The organism is Haliea salexigens DSM 19537, assembly GCF_000423125.1.
GTDB classification, from domain to species: Bacteria; Pseudomonadota; Gammaproteobacteria; order Pseudomonadales; family Halieaceae; genus Haliea; species Haliea salexigens.
This window is the reverse complement of the sequence record NZ_AUHJ01000003.1, coordinates 245532-261353: the sequence shown is the minus strand read 5'-3', so window position 1 is coordinate 261353 and position 15822 is coordinate 245532. Positions and strand designations below refer to the sequence as shown.

Genomic DNA, 15822 nt, shown 5'->3' with positions numbered 1-15822 from the left:
GGAGAGGAACTGTCATGAGTGTATTTTCCGCCCCCGCCTGGGATGGCCATGAACTGGTTGTCTTCGGCAGTGATGCTGGCACCGGGCTTCGTGCGATTATTGCCGTACACAATTCCAGCCTCGGACCGGGTGTCGGTGGCTGTCGCATGTTTCCCTATGCCAGTGATGAGGACGCGCTGCACGATGTGCTGCGCCTCTCTCGCGGCATGACCTACAAATCGGCGCTGGCGGGCCTGCCCATGGGCGGTGGGAAGTCGGTCATCATCGGCGACCCGCGGCGCGACAAGACGCCGGCCCTCATGCGGGCGATGGGCGATTTCGTGCATGCCCAGGGTGGGCGCTACGTGGCCGCGGAGGATTCAGGTACCGGTGTAGAGGACCTGCGCCGAATGGCCACACGGACACCTCATGTCAGTGGCATCGACGACAATGAGCACGGTGGCGACCCCTCACCGAGCACCGCCTACGGTGTTTTTCTCGGCATCCGCGCGGCGGTGCAACACCGCCTGGGTGCGGCCACCACTGCAGGTTTGCGCGTCGCGGTACAGGGCCTGGGTCATGTGGGTTATCACCTCGCGCGTCATCTCCGCGAGGACGGCGCGGTAGTCTATGGGGCGGACGTCAATGAGGCGAATCTGGCTCGCGCGGTGGAAGCGCTCGGCGTCTTGCCGGTGGCACCTGCGGAAATACTCGGCCTGGAAGTGGATGTGCTGGCTCCCTGTGCGATGGGCGCCGTGCTGAATGATCGCAGCATCGACACGTTGCGCGCGGGCATTGTGGCCGGTGCCGCCAACAACCAGTTGGCGACCGTGGAGGACTGTGCGCGCTTACAGGGGCACGGCATTCTGTATTGCCCGGACTTCCTGATAAACGCCGGTGGCATCATCGACGTGCACTATCAACGCGCCGGCTTGCCGGCGGCGGCGAAGAGAGCACACATTGAGCGTATCAGCGCGACCCTGGCTGAAGTGCTGCGTAGAGCGGACGCATCTGGACAGCCGTCGAACGCAGTGGCGGAGGCGCTGGCGGTTGAATACCTGCGCGGTGCAGCTCCTGCGAGAGAGACGACTACCCCGCTATCGCAAGCAGCGCTTGCAGCGACCATACGCTGATTACACTGCTGGTGGCCACGAGGAGCAGTAGCGAAGCACAGGAAGCACGGCCACCTCTGCGCCGCTCGGCAGGCGCAATGCCGGTGCCTGATTCAATGCTCTGCTCATGCTGTGTGAATGGGGTGGCTAGTGTTGGCGCGCTCATACTGGCTTCCGCGTACGTGAAGGCGACATGATAACAAACCGGCATGATCAGCTTTGTAACGTTGGGTATCCCGCCGCTCGGTATGACGGCGATAAAGAGCCGGTTCAGGCGGCTCGCTCAACCCACTGTGCAACGGTGGCGATAAGCTCCTGACGCGAGAATGGCTTGCTGAGCATGGCGTCCATACCGAACGCGAGACACTTTTCCCTGTCCCCCTGTACCGAATTTGCTGTGACTGCGAGCACCGCCGGCTGAGGCCTGTGTTGCTGACGCAAGTTGGCGCGGATCTGGCGGGTCGCCTCAAAGCCGTTCATGATGGGCATCTGGCAATCCATCAGGATGAGGTCAAAGTCGCGTTGCTCCACCAGGGCCACGGCTTCTTCCCCGTTCTCCGCAAACTCCAGCTCGCAGCTGTAGCCGTTCAAATGGGTTTGCACCAGCCGCTGGTTCATCAGGTTGTCTTCCGCCAGTAGAATGCGCTTGCCGTTGATCCGGTTGGCATACTGGTCCGCTTCCACGTGGGCGTTTACCGGTCCGCCTGTCTGACAGTGTTTGTCGGTGGCTTCCGCGTCGTCAAATGGCTGCAGCGGCAAGCTCACCTCGAACTTCGAGCCTGCGGCAAGCGTACTCTCCACCGCAACCGAGCCGCCCATCGCGCTCACCAGATTGTAGACAATGGCCAGCCCGAGCCCGGTGCCTCCCGCGCGCGCTGGCCCAGCGGCGCTGGCCTGGTAGAAAGGTTCATGGAGGTGCGCCAGTACATCTTCCGGCATGCCTATGCCAGTATCCTCGACGCAGATCCGCAGTTGCCAGTCGTCATGTGCTGCGCTTTGGTAAGGTTGCGTCACTGACAGCTGTACCTCCACCGATCCGGTTTCGGTAAATTTGATGGCATTGGCCACCAGATTCTGGATGACCTGACGAATCTTGATGGCATCGCTGTAAAATCGGCAGGGGAGCCCAGTGGTCAATTGGAAATCGAGCCTGATGCGTTTCCGGTCCGCGAGCGGGCGCAGTACTTTCTCCACCGGACCGCTCAAGTCCGGCAGCGAGAAGGGCACAGGCTCCAGTGCAAGGTTGCCACTTTCGATGCGCGACACCTCAAGAATATCGCCAATCAATTCCGCCAGATTGCGGCCGGACGATTCCAGTGCATCCAGTAGCGAGCGCTGGTTCTCGTCCAGCACTGTGCCCTTGAGCAACTCCGTCATGCCGAGAATGACGTGCAGCGGGGTGCGGATTTCATGGCTCATGGTGGCAACGAAGCGTGACTTGGCCTCGTTGGCTGAGCTCGCCACTGTGGCCATGGTCAGCGCCGAGTTGCGGGATTCCTTGAGGGAAGCAAGCGTATCGAGTAGTTCCTGTTCCCGGCGGCGTCGCTGTTCGGTGTGTGTGATCAGGTCGGCCAGTAATTCCAGCAACATGATCTCTACGTCGCTGTAATGGCGCGCACTGTTTACCGAGTCGAAGCCGATAAAGCCGATACAATCATCACCCAGCAGCTCGGGGAATGTCGCCAGTGACTGTATGCCCTGAGGTTCGAGTATTGCCCGCAGGGCGTCACCCGGCGCGCGGCTGCGCACGGCGGAGACAATGAAAGGCAAGCGGCTCCTGTGATTGCTGGTCCACAAATGCAGGTCCCGGGTGGAAATGTCCTGCAGGAGATCGATTTGTGGCTCGACACCCGGGGCACACCATTCATGCGTATTGCAGCAGCTTTCCCGCTCCCAGTCGTAGGTGAAGCGGTAGGCTCTATCAGCACCGACATATTTTGATGTGTCGCTCAGCGCCTCGGTGATCGTGGCGTCAATCAGCTCGATTGGGGCTTCAAGCAGTTTGATGGAGATGGAGATAATCAATCTCTCCAGTTCCGATTTCTGCAGTGTTTCCGTGCGTGCTATTTCGGCTTCGGTCATGTCGCGGAGGATGATCATGACGTCGTCTTGGGGCTGACCCTCATCGGTGACAATGCTGAGCACGCATTGGAATTTTCGTATGCCGCCTTGCGTGGTTCGTGCGCGCAGCGGAATCTCGACGGTCTCCTGTAAACCCTGTTCGATGTAATGATTGAAACTGCGGATAACCCGCGCGCGATCCTCCTCATAGAGCATGCTTTCGAAGTTCGCTGCGGACAGGGCGTTGGTGCCTGCAGGCAATTCCAGTGCGGCGCACAGGCCACGGTTGAGCGCAATGGCGCCAACACCGCGGCGCCAGCGCATGGCGCCCAGTTGGCTGGCGGTCAGGGCCTCGAAAATGGCACGGGTGGCGGGCATGCCGGTGTCAGGCTCCCGCTGCAAGATGTGATGCAACGCGCTCGCGGGTCGTTTTTGCCAGTATTACAATGTCTGCGAGCAGTTGCTCCCGCGTTTCCGCGTTTGCCGCGTCCCGGCACAGCGTCTCGAGAGACTCGAACAGGGAAGCCAGGGCGGGTGCCCCCACAGTACGGCAGGAGGAGCCCAGCTTGTGTGCGTGATGACGTTGCTCATCCATCGTCATTGGCGGGGGGGCGGACTCAATGTGCAGCAGTAGCGTATCCAGCTGCTGTAGAAACGTACCGTAGAAATCCTCCAGTATCTCCCAGTCGTCAAGCTCCAGAGACCGAGGCAAATGCGAGCTGTCGAAAACGGTTTGCTGCGTGGTCATGGCTGGGCATCCTCATGCAGTGTTCTCCTGGCCCGGGTTGGCTGCAACGCATAACCGGCACCTCTCACTGATCGAATGCAGTAGTTGTCCGTGAGCGACTTGAGTTTTTTCCGGGCGCGTCCGACAAGAACATCCATGGCCCGATTCATGGAGTCGAAGTCTCTGCCGTAAACAATGCTGTAAAGGTCGTTGCGTTGTACGGCGCTGCCCGGGTTTCGCATCAGAACGGACAATACCGCCAGTTCTTTTTCGGAAAGTGCGACTTCCTTGCCGAAGGCGCCGAGTGTGCGATGCAGCGGGTCAAGGTGCAGTGCTTCCCACTCGAGCACCCGGCTCGCCGTGGCGCCATTATCGCGCTGTTCGCCGCTGCCATGCTGGCGTAGTACTGCGCGAATCCGCGCAGTGAGTTCGTCGATATCGTAGGGCTTGACGATGTATTGATCGGCTCCTGCGTCCAGACAGGAAATCGTCGTGCGCACGTCGTCGTTGGCTGTGAGCATGATCACCGGCGTATCGCACACTGTCTTGATCTGGCTGCAGAGCTGCAGGCCATTCATCTCCTGCGCGCCGAGAAAGTAGTCGAGCATGATCAGGTCGGGGCAGGGTTCCCGCTGCAGCCGCTGTAGCGCACGCGTGGAGGAGTCAACGAAATCACAGTGGTATTTGCGTACACCCAGTTGATAGCGCAACACCTTGCAAAACAGGAGGTCGTCATCAATTATCAGAATGTTTGCCGCAGCCACAGCAGCGTCCTTGTGTTTCCCTGACATGGAATGCAGCATGATACGCGCTGTTACGCGGTGGTACATGTGCGGCTTTGTAACAGTTTGCAAGTTGCTGTGGTGCCGGCGGCGTAGATCGAGGAGAAGGCCTGTGAGAATGTTGCGTCAATTGCTGGTGAGTGTGGCTGCGCTGTGTGTTGCCGCTCAGTCCACGGCTGCGCCGGAGCCCGGCGAGGAGAATATCAACGAAGTGCTGGCTGGCGGTATCGCCCCGCCCACTGTGGCCCCGGCGCGGGGAGACGAGTCTCGCGGACCATTTCCTCGCTTGTTACTGCGTAATGGCTTCCTGATCGATGGCACCGGCGCGCCGCCGCGCGGCCCCGTGGATATACTGATACTGAACAATCGTATTGCCGAGATACGCAGTGCGGACAAAGGCGCTGTGTCCAATGCAACCGCACCGGACGGAACAGAAGTCATCGATGCCGGCGGCAAATATATTCTGCCGGGCTTTATCGATGCGCATGCTCACCTCGGCAGTACCAGTCACGCCCCGGCAGGCAGCCTGACGAACCCTGAGTATGTGCTCAAGCTCTGGTTGGCGCACGGCATTACTACGGTGCGTGACGTGGGTGCGACCATGGGGCTGAAGTGGACCCTGCAGCACCGGGAGCTCAGCGCGAAAGGCAGCATTGCCGCGCCGCATCTGCTGGTGTTTGCTGCGCTTCCGGCGACGATCGCCAGCCCGGAACAGGCCCGTGCATGGGTGCGCGACGTGCATCGCAAAGGTGCTGACGGTGTGAAGTTCTTTGGTGCTGCGCCCGCGATTATTGCGGCGGCGACCGCGGAGGCGATAGATCGCGACATGCGCACCGCCTTTCATCACGCGCAGCTGGCGGTCACCCGGGTCAATGTGCTCGACAGCGCCAGAATGGGTGTGAACAGCATGGAGCACTGGTATGGCTTGCCCGAGGCGATGTTTGAGGATCGTCGTATCCAGCATTATCCCTACGATTACAATTACAGCAATGAGCAGGACCGCTTTGGTGAGGCCGGTAGGCTGTGGCAGCAAACCGCCGCGCCGGGCTCGGACGTGTGGCGCGCCACTATTGACGAATTGATCTCGCTTGATTTTACGCTCTCGCCAACGTTCACCATCTATGAAGCCAACCGTGACCTGATGCGAGCACGTCTGGCAGAGTGGCACGCCAGCTACACCATGCCCTATATGATGCGGGCGTTTGAGCCCAGCCCGGACATCCACGGCTCCTATTTTTTTGACTGGACGACGGCGGATGAAATCGCCTGGAAGGAGAATTTTTCACTCTGGATGCAGTTCGTGAATGATTACAAAAACGCCGGCGGACGCGTGACGGCGGGGTCAGATGCGGGGTTCATCTACAAAATTTACGGTTTTGCCTACATTCGGGAGTTGGAACTGTTGCAGGAGGCAGGGTTTCACCCGCTGGAAGTCATACAGTCGGCGACCCTCAAGGGGGCGGAGTTGCTGGGTGTCGACAGTGACCGCGGCACGGTTGAACTGGGCAAACGCGCTGATCTGGTCATCGTCGACGAGAACCCGCTGGCCAATTTCAAGATTCTCTATGGCACCGGCCACCAGCGCCTGAACCGCGAGCGCGGCGCGGTGGAGCTCGCCGGTGGAATCCGGTACACGATCAAGGATGGCATCGTGTTTGATGCGCGGGCCCTGCTGGCCGATGTGCGTGAGCTGGTGGCGCAACGCAAGGCGGAAGAAGCAGCGCTGCGCCACTAGGCGCTTCGCCGTTTCTCAGTGTTACTCGACCGTGACCCCGTCCGACCTGCCCCCGGGCACGGCATAATCCTCGGGCCCGAGTTCCAGGTAGCGGCGCAGGTAGTGCACCAGCACATAGAACGGGCCGGTATCGAGCAGTGCAACCGCTGCCTTGAACACGTAGTTGCTGCCTATCAGGACCAACAGGGCCTGGAAAGCGATGTCACCGCGCAGGAATGCCGCACCAAAGGTGACGGTGATAACCATCACCGAGTCCACCATCTGGCTCATCAGCGTGCTGAAATTGTTGCGAACCCACAGATATTTGCCGCGGGTTATCCGTTTCCAGAAGTGGAACAGCTGCACATCGCAGTACTGCGCGGCGATGTAGGCGAGCATGGAGGCGAACACAGCGCCGGAGGTTGTCGCATAGATCAGCTGGTACAGCCCGATGCTGTTGCTCACCACCTGACCACTGGGCAGCGTCACCGGCTCCGCCAGTTGCAGAATCTGCCACGGCGGCATGGCCTCTGGCCCCACGGAGGGCATGGCATCGCCCAGGAACAGGACGAGCAGAATGAAGAAGTTGAGCCCCAGGCCCACGCTGACCAGAAAGTTGGCCCGGGCGCGCCCATAAAGTTCACAAACCAGGTCTGTACAGAGGAAAGTGAGCGGGTAGGGCAGCACACCCACGGCCAGCGCCATGGGCCCAAGCTGGATAAACCGGGTGATGCCGATCACATTCAGCAGCGTCATCGCACAGAGAAAAATGCCGGCCAGGACCAGGAAAACCCGCTCCCGGCGCTCCCACACGGTGACTGCGGCGGTCATGTCAGGCTTCCTTCTGTCCCAGGTTGGCGTGCAGAACGGCACCGTTGATCACCGGGTTGCCATGCGCCCACACAATCAGCTCGGCGATTTCACCCGGGTCGATCAGTCGGCCATAGGCATTCATGCCGCCGATTGCCGCAACCACTTCGGGGTTATTGCCGATATGCGTGCGTAACATCTCTGTGTCGGTAAAGCCCGGGCAGATCAGCGCTGTGTGAATGCCCGTCCCCATCAGGTCCTGGCAGCTTGCCCGCATCATGCCGAGTTGGGCGTGCTTGCTCAGCACGTAGCTGAAGGAGCCCGCGACCGCCTTCTCGGATAGCGTTGAGCCGATATACAGCAGGCTGGACCCCGCTGGCAGCGCAGGTAGCAGCAGCTGGTTGACGCTGTTCAACGCCACGACGTTGGTTTCCAGGACCTCGCGCAGGCTGTCGCTGCTGCAGTGGGAAACGGCATCCTTGCGCATCTGGCTGGCGTTGTGCAGCAGGCAGACGGTTTCGCTGTCTTTGACGACCGGCAGCAGTGTGCTGCAGGCGGCGTTAATCGAGGCGTCGGAGGCGAGGTCACAGGCGATATTTTCGACGCCGTCTTCCGGACAGGCACGTCGGGACAGGTTGTAGACGCGGTAGCCGAGCGCCAGAAAGCGTTGCGCCGTGGCGCGGCCAATACCAACGCTGGCGCCAGTGATAATTGCAGTGTGCATGGATTTCCCCCTGGAATATCGCTCACCGGGGTGCTACCCCGATGGTCGTGTGCAGTCGGTAATACGCAGGCACCCGCAATTCAGTTTGCGCTGTGCCTGACCAGCGCCATTGTGCATCACCGGTCCAGCCTTGCCTATTCTGCGTAGAGTCGTGACAATGTTTCAACGTCAATCGGCTGGAAGTCTCTCATGGAGCGTTTGACCACGCTGTACATCGACAAAGAGAGCCACAAGTTCTCTGCGGCACATTTCACGATTTTTTCGGCGACCGAGCGCGAACGCTTGCATGGCCACAATTACTCCGTGTCGGCGAAGATTGTCGCCCCCATGGGGGATAATGGCTTCGCCGCCGACTACAATGTCTACAAGCGTCGCCTGAAGTCGCTCTGCGATGCGCTGGACGAGTACCTCTTGCTTGCCGGCGATTCGCCGTATCAGCGCATAGAGGACGCGGAAGACTATTACCGGGTGCATTTCGCCCGCGAAGAGATGCTTTTTCTCAAGGCTGACACCCGCGTGTTGCCCCTGCGCAATGCGACGGTGGAGGAGTTTTCCCGCTACCTGCTGCAACAGTTGCTGCTCGCCTCAGAGGGTGATGACCTGCGGGAAGTGGAGCTGTGCGTCGCCTCTGGGCCGGGGCAAAAGGGCTGTGCCTGCTGGCACAAGCCCTGAGGCCGTATCAGGCCGCGATACCACTGTGGCGCAGCAGGGGCTCTACGTCCGGTTCGCGCCCGCGAAACGCCACGAACAGTGCCATGGCATCCTGTGAGCCGCCCGCTTCCAGAATGTGTCGCCGGAAATCGCTGCCGGTGAGAGGGTTGAAAATACCTTCCTCCTCAAACCGCGCGAAGGCATCGGCGGAGAGCACTTCGGCCCATTTGTAGCTGTAGTACCCTGCCGCATAACCGCCGGCGAAAATGTGGCTGAACGCGTGCTGGAACCGGTTTTCTGGCACTGCCGGAATCACGGCGACCTGTGCGCGCACAGCATCCAGGGTGCCCTGCACGGTGACGCCCGTCTCGCCCCAATGCTGGTGGAGCTGGAAGTCAAACAGGGCGAACTCCAGTTGCCGCATCATCTGCATGCCTGATTGGAAGTTGCGTGCCGCCAGCATTTTATCCAGCAGTGCCTGGGGCAGAGGCTCCCCGGTGTCCACGTGGCCGGAAATAAAGGCCAGCGCCTCGGGTTGATAACACCAGTTCTCCATAAACTGGCTGGGCAGCTCGACGGCATCCCAGGCTACCCCGTTAATGCCGGACACCGAGGCCACATGCTGCTTGGTCAGCATGTGATGCAGGCCGTGCCCGAATTCGTGAAACAGTGTCACCATTTCATTTTCAGTGAGCAGCGAGGGCTGCTCACCCACGGGGGCGGTGAAATTGCAGACCAGGTAGGCTACCGGCAGCTGCAACCCGGTGTCGGTCACGCGGCGCACGCGACAGTCGTCCATCCATGCGCCACCCCGTTTGTGGCTGCGGGCATACAGGTCGAGATAGAAGCGCGCCAGGGGTTCACCATCCTGTTGAATCTCGAACAGGCGCAGGTCCGGGTGGTAGCTGTCGAAATCCTGCACCTCTTCCACGGTTACGTTATAGAGCCGCTGTACCACTGCAAACAGGCCGCTGAGTACGCGCTCCACCGGTAGGTAGGGGCGCAACTCTTCCTGCGCAATGCTGAAGGTGCGCTGACGCAGTTTTTCGCTGTAGTAGGTGACATCCCAGGGTTTGAGTTGCTCGATGCTGTGCTCGCTGGCGGCAAACCGGCTCAGCTCCTGCCACTCCGCTTGTGCCTGGGCGCGGGAGCGCTCTGCCAGCTCGGTGAGGAATTCGACTACGCGCAGTGGGCTGTCGGCCATCTTGGTCGCCAGGGAACACTCGGCATAGTTTGCGAAGCCCAACAGGCGGGCGAGCTCCTGGCGCAGGTCGAGAATCTCGTCCATCAGCTGTGTGTTATCGAACTGGCCGCCGTGCGGGCCAATGTCCGATGCCCGGGTAACATTGGCCAGATAGACTTCGCGGCGCAGCTCCCGATCGTCGCAGTAGGTCAGTAGCGGCAACACGGAGGGGAAGTCGAGCGTGAGCAGGCATCCCTCCAGGTCGCGCTCCTGTGCCGCTTGTGTCGCGCTGGCGATCGCCGAAGCGGGCAGGCCCTGCAGCTGCTCCGCGGTAACCTGTTTGCTCCAGGCGTTGCTGGCGTCCAGGACGTTGTCGCTGAACTGGCTGCTGAGCTTGGCTAGCTGCTGCTGTATCTCGCCGAAGCGCTTCTTGCTCGTCTCGGGCAGCGCAACGCCGGCCAGCTTGAAGTCGCGCAGGGCGTTGTGTACTGCCTGCTGCTCGGCCTGGCCGAGAGCGTTGAAGTCCTCGCCTTGTGCCACCTCGCAATAGGCCGCATACAGGTCCGCGTTCTGGCCCACCCAGGTGCGGTACTCGGAGAGCAGCGGCAGGCAGGCCTTGTAGGCAGCGCGCAGCGCCTCGCTGTTGAGCACGCCGTTTAAATGTCCCACCGGTGACCAGCACTGTGCCAGCTCATCATCCATTGCTTCAATGGGGGCAATCAGCGACGCCCAGGTGCGCGGCCCCGGCTGCGCAAGCAGAGCGTTGAGCTGTGCCTTGTGGCGTTCGATAAGGGTGCGTATGGCCGGTTCCACATGCTCCGCGCGAATGGCGGAAAAGGGCGGCAAGAGGTTCTTTTCCATTAGCGGGTTGGTCATAATCAAAGGTTGTCCCGAGAAATGTATGTACAGTCTAACGGATAGTGGTGGGGAGACGGAATGAGAGAGCCAACGAACCGGTGTTTGTGGGCGATGGCCCTTGCGGTAGCGTTACTTGCGCCCCCGGCGGGTGCGGCGAGCGCTGAACCGTTCAGTGCCGGGGATGTGTTCCAGTTGGCCTGGGCAACGTCCCCCCAGCTGGATCGGGAAGGGCGTCGCCTGGTGTACCTGCGCCACAGCATGGACATGATGCGCGACCAGCCGCAGGCCAGCCTCTGGCGCATGAACATCGACGGCAGCGAGCACCGCCCGGTAGTGACGGGCCCGGACTCGGTCAGCTCGCCGGCCCTGTCCCCGGCGGGGGACCGCGTTGCCTATTTACGGCGCGATGACACGGGCTTGCAGCTGTTCGTGAGCTGGCTGGATTCCGCGCAGACCGCGCAGCTCACGCGGCTGCCCTGGGCGCCGCAGGGTTTGACCTGGTCCCCGGACGGTGAGTGGCTGGCGTTCCGTATGCTGGTGCCGGCGCCTGCGCCAGCGGTGGAAGACGTGCCCGTAGCCCCGATCGGTGCGCAGTGGGCGGCGGCACCGGTGGTGGTAGACCGCACGGTGTATCGTGCAGATGGCAGTGGCAGCAAACCCCACGGCTTTGAGCAGGTGTTCGTGCTGCCTGCTGCCGGTGGCAGTCCGCGTCAGGTGACTCACGGTGATTTCAACCACACGGGGGCAGTTGCCTGGGCGGCCGATGGCTCGGCGCTGTACCTGTCTGCCAATCGCCACGCCGACTGGGCAATGGATACCCAGAATACCGAGCTGTACCGGGTTGACCTGCAGTCCGGCGTCATGGCGCCCCTGACCGATCGACAGGGGCCGGACAAGGAAGTCACCGTATCGCCAGACGGGCGCTGGCTGGCGTGGACCGGTTGGGATGACAAGGGGATGGGGTATCACCGGGACAGGCTCTATGTGATGAGCGTGGCAGGCGAACAGCGTCGGGAGTTGCTGCCGGACCTTGATCGCAGCATTGAGCACCCCCAGTGGTCCGCCGATGGCAAGCACATCTTCTTTTACTATGACGATCGAGGCGACACGCATCTCGCCATGACCGATCTCAAGGGCCGCATGCGCATCCTCGCCCGCGATCTCGGTGGCAAGCAGCTCGGTCGTCCCTACGCGGGTGCTGACTACGCGGTTGGCGGCGACCGCTTTGTGTATACCGCGGTTACCCCGCAGGCACCGGCAGAGTTGAAGGCTGGGCGTGTCGGCAGTGACCGCCTAAGTACGCTCACCACGCTGAACAGCAATCTCCTTGGTTACCGCACCCTCGGCGAGGTACGCGAACTGACCTATCCGTCCTCGTTTGACGGACGTGATATTCAAGCCTGGGTGGTCACCCCGCCGGATTTTGACCCGCAAAAGCGCTATCCGTTGCTACTGGAAATTCACGGCGGACCCTTTGCCAACTACGGTCCGCGCTTTGCGGCCGAGTTGCAGTTGTTTGCGGCGGCCGGCTACGTTGTGCTGTATGTGAATCCACGAGGCAGTACCAGCTACGGCGAAGAGTTTGCCAATCTCATCCACCACAACTATCCGGGCGAGGATTACGACGACCTCATGTCCGGCGTTGATGCGGTGATCGCCGAAGGCTATGTGGACCCGCAGCAATTGTACGTCACAGGTGGTAGTGGTGGTGGCACACTGACGGCATGGATAGTCGGCAAAACCCAGCGCTTTCGGGCGGCGGTCGTTGCCAAGCCGGTGATCAACTGGGCCAGCTTTGTGCTGACGGCGGACCAGTCACCCGTCTTTGCGCGCTACTGGTTTGGGGACATGCCCTGGGAAAACCCCGAGGCCTACTGGCGGCGCTCACCGCTTTCCCTGGTCGGCAACGTGACAACACCCACGCTGCTGCTGACAGGCGAGGAGGACCTGCGTACGCCCATGTCGGAAACCGAACAGTACTATCAGGCCTTGAAGCTGAGTGGTGTCGAAACCGCGATGGTGCGGGTCCCCGGCGCATCGCACTCCATCGCCCGTCGTCCCAGCCAGCTCATCGCCAAGGTGGCGGCTATTCTCGGCTGGTTCGAGCGCTATGCGCCCACGCCTGTAGACTGAAAGCTCATTCGTCGTTCGGCTCGCGCCGCTTTTTCATCAGCGGCGCGAAACCGTCGTTCGCCGGCCAGGCGCTGGTTGTCTTGCGCGGCTTGCCTTTTGCCTTGCTGTCGCGGGCGCGTACTTTCTTCTTAGCAACCGGCGCCTTTTTCTTGCTGCCGCTGGCTTTGCCTGACGACTTCATCTTCTTTGGCCCCGCGTAGCGCGCTTTCAGGCCGGCCAGGGCGCGCGGTTCCATGGTGATATTCAGGTAGCGCTGTATGCTGATCATGAGGTTCCAGTCAGCCGCGGTCACCAGCGAGATCGCGGTACCCTTGCTGTCGGCCCTGCCGGTGCGGCCGGTGCGGTGCAGGTAGTCGTCGCCATTGCGCGGCAAGTCGTAGTTGATGACCGTGTCGATACCCTGGATATCCAGCCCCCGCGCAGCGACATCGCTGGCGGTGACGGTGCTGACGCCGCCCTGCTCAAAACGCGTCACGATCGCCTTGCGTTCCTCGGTGGTCATTTCGCCGTGCAGGCACCCCGCACGCAGGCCGTGGTGGCGCAGAAAATCAGCCAGGCGTGACGCCGTGCTGCGTTTGTTGGCAAACACCAGCTGCTTGCGACCGCTGTCATGCAGCAGTGCGAGCAGCAGCTTGTCCTTGTGCTCCTGGCTGTCGGCCAGGATGCGCTGGTGGTGAATACTTTCGTGTGCGCTGCGGATGTCGCCGCAGCTCACAGCAACCGGGTCTTGCTGCAGGGCGGCGCTCATATCACTCAGGCCGCGGGCGTGCAGCGTGGCAGACAGGAGGAGTGTCTGGCGCTCGGCGGGGCAGAAGCCGGCAATTTTCAGCACATCGTCGCGAAAGCCCAGGTCGAGCATGCGGTCTGCTTCATCAATGACCAGCACTTGCAGGCCGCGCAGATCGGCGCTGCCATGCTCGCAATGCTCCAGCAGCCTCCCTGGCGTCGCGATGACCACTTCCGGGTTCTTGCGCAACAGGGATTTCTGGTATTTGAAGTCGGCACCGCCGGTGAGGGCGTCGGCACGCAGTGTGCTTTTGCCCAGCAGCTGGCGTGCCGTTTTCAGAACCTGGCGCGCAAGCTCTCGCGTGGGCACCAGCACCAGTAGCAAAGTGCCGCCGTCAGTCGGCAGTGGTGCCTGTAGCAGGCGCTGCAATCCGGGCAGCAGGTAGGCGAGTGTCTTGCCACTGCCGGTCGGGGCGCTGACACGCAGGTCACTGCCGCTCAGGGCGAGCGGAATAACATCCTGCTGCACGGCCGTCGGCTTGCCGAAGCCGAGGTCTTCCAGTGCCAGTTGCAGGCTGCGGTCAAGGGCAAGATCTTCTAACACATGGGTAGTCTCAGGCTGCGGCGCCGGTCTGTAGCCGGCGCAGGTGAAGGGGGCAGTGTAGCATGCCACAGGCCAATACCCGACCGCGTGACAGCAGGCAAACTTCCGTTTCCCTCAGTGGGCTTGTTTGGCACACTAGCGTTTCACACAGGGCAAGTAGACGGTTGTATGAGTACACAGTCAGTAAAGGCAGTGCGCATTGAGCACACAGGTGGGCCCGAGGTCATGCAGCTGGTCGATGTTGAGCTGCCGCCACCGGGGCCTGGCATGGTGACTGTGGCTCAGCGGGCCATTGGGCTCAACTTCATTGATACCTACCACCGCAGTGGTGCCTATCCCATTCCGCTGCCCAGTGGGCTGGGTATGGAAGCTGCCGGCGTGGTGACTGCGGTGGGGGAGGGGGCGGAGTTCGCCGTGGGTGACCGCGTGGCCTATTGCTCTGCCCTGTTTGGTGCCTACGCCGAGGCGGTGAATCTGCCCTCTGCGCGACTGGTCGCCATTCCTGAGGGCATCGATTTTGCAACGGCCGCGGCAGCTTTGCTCAAGGGCCAGACGACAGAGTTCCTGTTGCAGCGGGTGTTTCCGCTGCAATCTGGCCAGACCTGCCTGTTTCATGCGGCGGCGGGTGGCGTGGGGCTGTTGTTCGGGCAGTGGGCGAAGAGCCTGGGTGTCAACGCGATTGGCACTGTTAGCTCAGAGGCGAAAGCGGAGCTCGCCCGGGCGCAGGGTTACGCCCATGTGATCAATTACGCGCAGGAAGACGTGGCCCAGCGCGTACGGGAGCTTACTGACGGGCAGGGCGTGCCGGTCGTCTATGACGGCGTAGGCCGCGATACCTTCGACGTATCGCTGGCCTGTTTGCAGCCGCGGGGTATGCTGGTGAGTTTCGGCAACGCCTCCGGCAAGCCGGCACCGCTGGATTTGCAGACCCTCGCCACCCTGGGGTCGCTGTATGTGACGCGCCCGACGCTGCTGACCTACACCGCCACTACGGAGGAGTTGCGGCAGTCGTCCGCCGCAGTGTTCGATCGATTACTGGCGGGCGTATTGACCGTGACGATTGGTCAGCGCTACCCCTTGGCTGACGTTGCACGCGCCCACCGCGACCTCGAGGGACGGGTGACCACCGGTTCGACGATCATACTGCCATGAGCATGCCGCCGGGCCCCGATGCCGGTAACACGGTTCTGCGTGGGGAGTTGGTCAGGCTGGAGCCGCTTACCCAGCAGCACGCCCAGGGATTGTTTTTGCGCGGCTGTCACGCAGCGGACTGGGCATTCATGCCGCGCGGCTGTTTTATCGATCTGGCGGATACCCGTCATTGGATCGACGAGGCCACCAGTGCGCCCGGTGAGCAAGCCTGGGCCATTGTCGAGAACGCGAAAGGCAAGGTGGTGGGCAGTACGCGCTATCTGAACATGCTGCCGGAGCATCGCAGCCTGGAAATCGGCTGGACCTGGCTGGGCCAGGAGTGGCAGCGCACCGGGGTCAACACCGAGGCTAAACTGCTGCTGCTGCGTCACGCCTTTGAACGGCTGCGGTGTTTGCGGGTGGAGTTCAAGGCGGACGCACGCAATTTGCGATCACAGCGTGCGCTGGAGCGCATCGGCGCCATGCGCGAAGGGGTGCTGCGCAAGCACCGTATTGTGCAGAACGACTTTTCCCGGGATTCGGTCTACTTCAGCGTGCTGGATACCGAGTGGCCGGCAGTCAAGCGCCGCCTGGCACAGTTGCGTGAGGGGCGCTGAACCGCGCCCC

At 61.6% G+C, this 15822-nt stretch carries 13 protein-coding genes; 6 read left to right on the top strand and 7 right to left on the bottom strand.

The window, feature by feature from the left end; all coding sequences use genetic code 11:
* Positions 1 to 14: 14 nt before the first annotated feature.
* Entirely contained in the window at positions 15 to 1112 is a 1098-nt protein-coding gene (locus tag G533_RS0105455) for a Glu/Leu/Phe/Val family dehydrogenase (RefSeq protein WP_027949099.1), read from the top strand.
* 249 nt (positions 1113 to 1361) lie between these two features.
* On the opposite strand, the gene G533_RS0105450 is transcribed toward G533_RS0105455, so the two are convergent.
* From G533_RS0105450 to G533_RS0105440, 3 genes are read right to left on the bottom strand one after another with little or no spacing between them, the layout of a single operon-like run.
* On the bottom strand, positions 1362 to 3530 hold the full coding sequence (locus G533_RS0105450) for a GAF domain-containing hybrid sensor histidine kinase/response regulator (RefSeq protein ID WP_027949098.1): 2169 nt from the start codon (positions 3528 to 3530) through the stop codon (positions 1362 to 1364).
* 7 nt (positions 3531 to 3537) lie between these two features.
* Positions 3538 to 3900, bottom strand: coding sequence for an Hpt domain-containing protein (locus tag G533_RS0105445; protein ID WP_027949097.1), 363 nt, complete (start codon positions 3898 to 3900; stop codon positions 3538 to 3540).
* On the bottom strand, positions 3897 to 4670 hold the full coding sequence (locus G533_RS0105440) for a response regulator transcription factor (RefSeq protein ID WP_205622551.1): 774 nt from the start codon (positions 4668 to 4670) through the stop codon (positions 3897 to 3899). The genes G533_RS0105445 and G533_RS0105440 overlap by 4 nt, the downstream gene beginning before the upstream one ends.
* 109 nt (positions 4671 to 4779) lie before the next feature.
* Here G533_RS0105440 and G533_RS20630 point away from each other — a divergent pair, with 109 nt between their 5' ends.
* Entirely contained in the window at positions 4780 to 6396 is a 1617-nt protein-coding gene (locus G533_RS20630) for an amidohydrolase family protein (protein ID WP_084638814.1), read from the top strand.
* 21 nt (positions 6397 to 6417) lie between these two features.
* On the opposite strand, the gene G533_RS0105430 is transcribed toward G533_RS20630, so the two are convergent.
* Together G533_RS0105430 and G533_RS0105425 are read right to left on the bottom strand one after the other, a co-directional pair.
* The gene (locus G533_RS0105430; protein WP_027949095.1) at positions 6418 to 7206 is read right to left on the bottom strand and encodes a queuosine precursor transporter; all 789 of its coding nucleotides are present in this window, start codon (positions 7204 to 7206) and stop codon (positions 6418 to 6420) included.
* A 1-nt stretch (position 7207) separates the two neighbouring features.
* Positions 7208 to 7909 (bottom strand): SDR family oxidoreductase, encoded by a 702-nt coding sequence (locus tag G533_RS0105425; protein ID WP_027949094.1) that lies wholly within the window; start codon positions 7907 to 7909, stop codon positions 7208 to 7210.
* Between the two features lie 189 nt (positions 7910 to 8098).
* Between G533_RS0105425 and G533_RS0105420 the strand changes: the two genes are divergently transcribed.
* Complete coding sequence (locus G533_RS0105420; protein ID WP_027949093.1) at positions 8099 to 8581, top strand: 6-pyruvoyl trahydropterin synthase family protein; 483 nt, start codon at positions 8099 to 8101, stop codon at positions 8579 to 8581.
* A 7-nt stretch (positions 8582 to 8588) separates the two neighbouring features.
* Here G533_RS0105420 and prlC read toward each other — a convergent pair whose 3' ends face one another.
* A complete protein-coding gene (prlC, locus tag G533_RS0105415; protein ID WP_027949092.1) occupies positions 8589 to 10619 on the bottom strand; it encodes an oligopeptidase A in 2031 nt (676 codons plus the stop codon).
* 60 nt (positions 10620 to 10679) lie between these two features.
* Here prlC and G533_RS0105410 point away from each other — a divergent pair, with 60 nt between their 5' ends.
* Positions 10680 to 12734, top strand: coding sequence for a S9 family peptidase (locus G533_RS0105410; RefSeq protein ID WP_051229994.1), 2055 nt, complete (start codon positions 10680 to 10682; stop codon positions 12732 to 12734).
* 4 nt (positions 12735 to 12738) lie between these two features.
* Here the strand turns inward: G533_RS0105410 and G533_RS0105405 are convergent, their stop codons facing one another.
* Positions 12739 to 14064: a DEAD/DEAH box helicase gene (locus tag G533_RS0105405; RefSeq protein ID WP_035526545.1), complete on the bottom strand. Its 1326-nt coding sequence runs from the start codon at positions 14062 to 14064 to the stop codon at positions 12739 to 12741.
* Positions 14065 to 14232: 168 nt separating this feature from the next.
* Here G533_RS0105405 and G533_RS0105400 point away from each other — a divergent pair, with 168 nt between their 5' ends.
* Positions 14233 to 15216, top strand: a complete 984-nt coding sequence (locus G533_RS0105400; RefSeq protein WP_027949089.1) for a quinone oxidoreductase family protein — start codon at positions 14233 to 14235, stop codon at positions 15214 to 15216.
* Positions 15213 to 15812, top strand: coding sequence for a GNAT family N-acetyltransferase (locus G533_RS0105395; RefSeq protein WP_205622550.1), 600 nt, complete (start codon positions 15213 to 15215; stop codon positions 15810 to 15812). The genes G533_RS0105400 and G533_RS0105395 overlap by 4 nt, the downstream gene beginning before the upstream one ends.
* The last annotated feature ends 10 nt before the right edge of the window (positions 15813 to 15822 follow it).

Bases quoted from the DNA above. Each gene is read 5' to 3' on its own strand.
- G533_RS0105455 (WP_027949099.1), top strand. From the start codon at position 15: ATGAGTGTATTTTCCGCCCCCGCCTGGGATGGCCATGAACTGGTTGTC.
- G533_RS0105450 (WP_027949098.1), bottom strand. From the start codon at position 3,530: ATGCCCGCCACCCGTGCCATTTTCGAGGCCCTGACCGCCAGCCAACTG.
- G533_RS0105445 (WP_027949097.1), bottom strand. From the start codon at position 3,900: ATGACCACGCAGCAAACCGTTTTCGACAGCTCGCATTTGCCTCGGTCT.
- G533_RS0105440 (WP_205622551.1), bottom strand. From the start codon at position 4,670: ATGTCAGGGAAACACAAGGACGCTGCTGTGGCTGCGGCAAACATTCTG.
- G533_RS20630 (WP_084638814.1), top strand. From the start codon at position 4,780: ATGTTGCGTCAATTGCTGGTGAGTGTGGCTGCGCTGTGTGTTGCCGCT.
- G533_RS0105430 (WP_027949095.1), bottom strand. From the start codon at position 7,206: ATGACCGCCGCAGTCACCGTGTGGGAGCGCCGGGAGCGGGTTTTCCTG.
- G533_RS0105425 (WP_027949094.1), bottom strand. From the start codon at position 7,909: ATGCACACTGCAATTATCACTGGCGCCAGCGTTGGTATTGGCCGCGCC.
- G533_RS0105420 (WP_027949093.1), top strand. From the start codon at position 8,099: ATGGAGCGTTTGACCACGCTGTACATCGACAAAGAGAGCCACAAGTTC.
- prlC (WP_027949092.1), bottom strand. From the start codon at position 10,619: ATGACCAACCCGCTAATGGAAAAGAACCTCTTGCCGCCCTTTTCCGCC.
- G533_RS0105410 (WP_051229994.1), top strand. From the start codon at position 10,680: ATGAGAGAGCCAACGAACCGGTGTTTGTGGGCGATGGCCCTTGCGGTA.
- G533_RS0105400 (WP_027949089.1), top strand. From the start codon at position 14,233: ATGAGTACACAGTCAGTAAAGGCAGTGCGCATTGAGCACACAGGTGGG.
- G533_RS0105395 (WP_205622550.1), top strand. From the start codon at position 15,213: ATGAGCATGCCGCCGGGCCCCGATGCCGGTAACACGGTTCTGCGTGGG.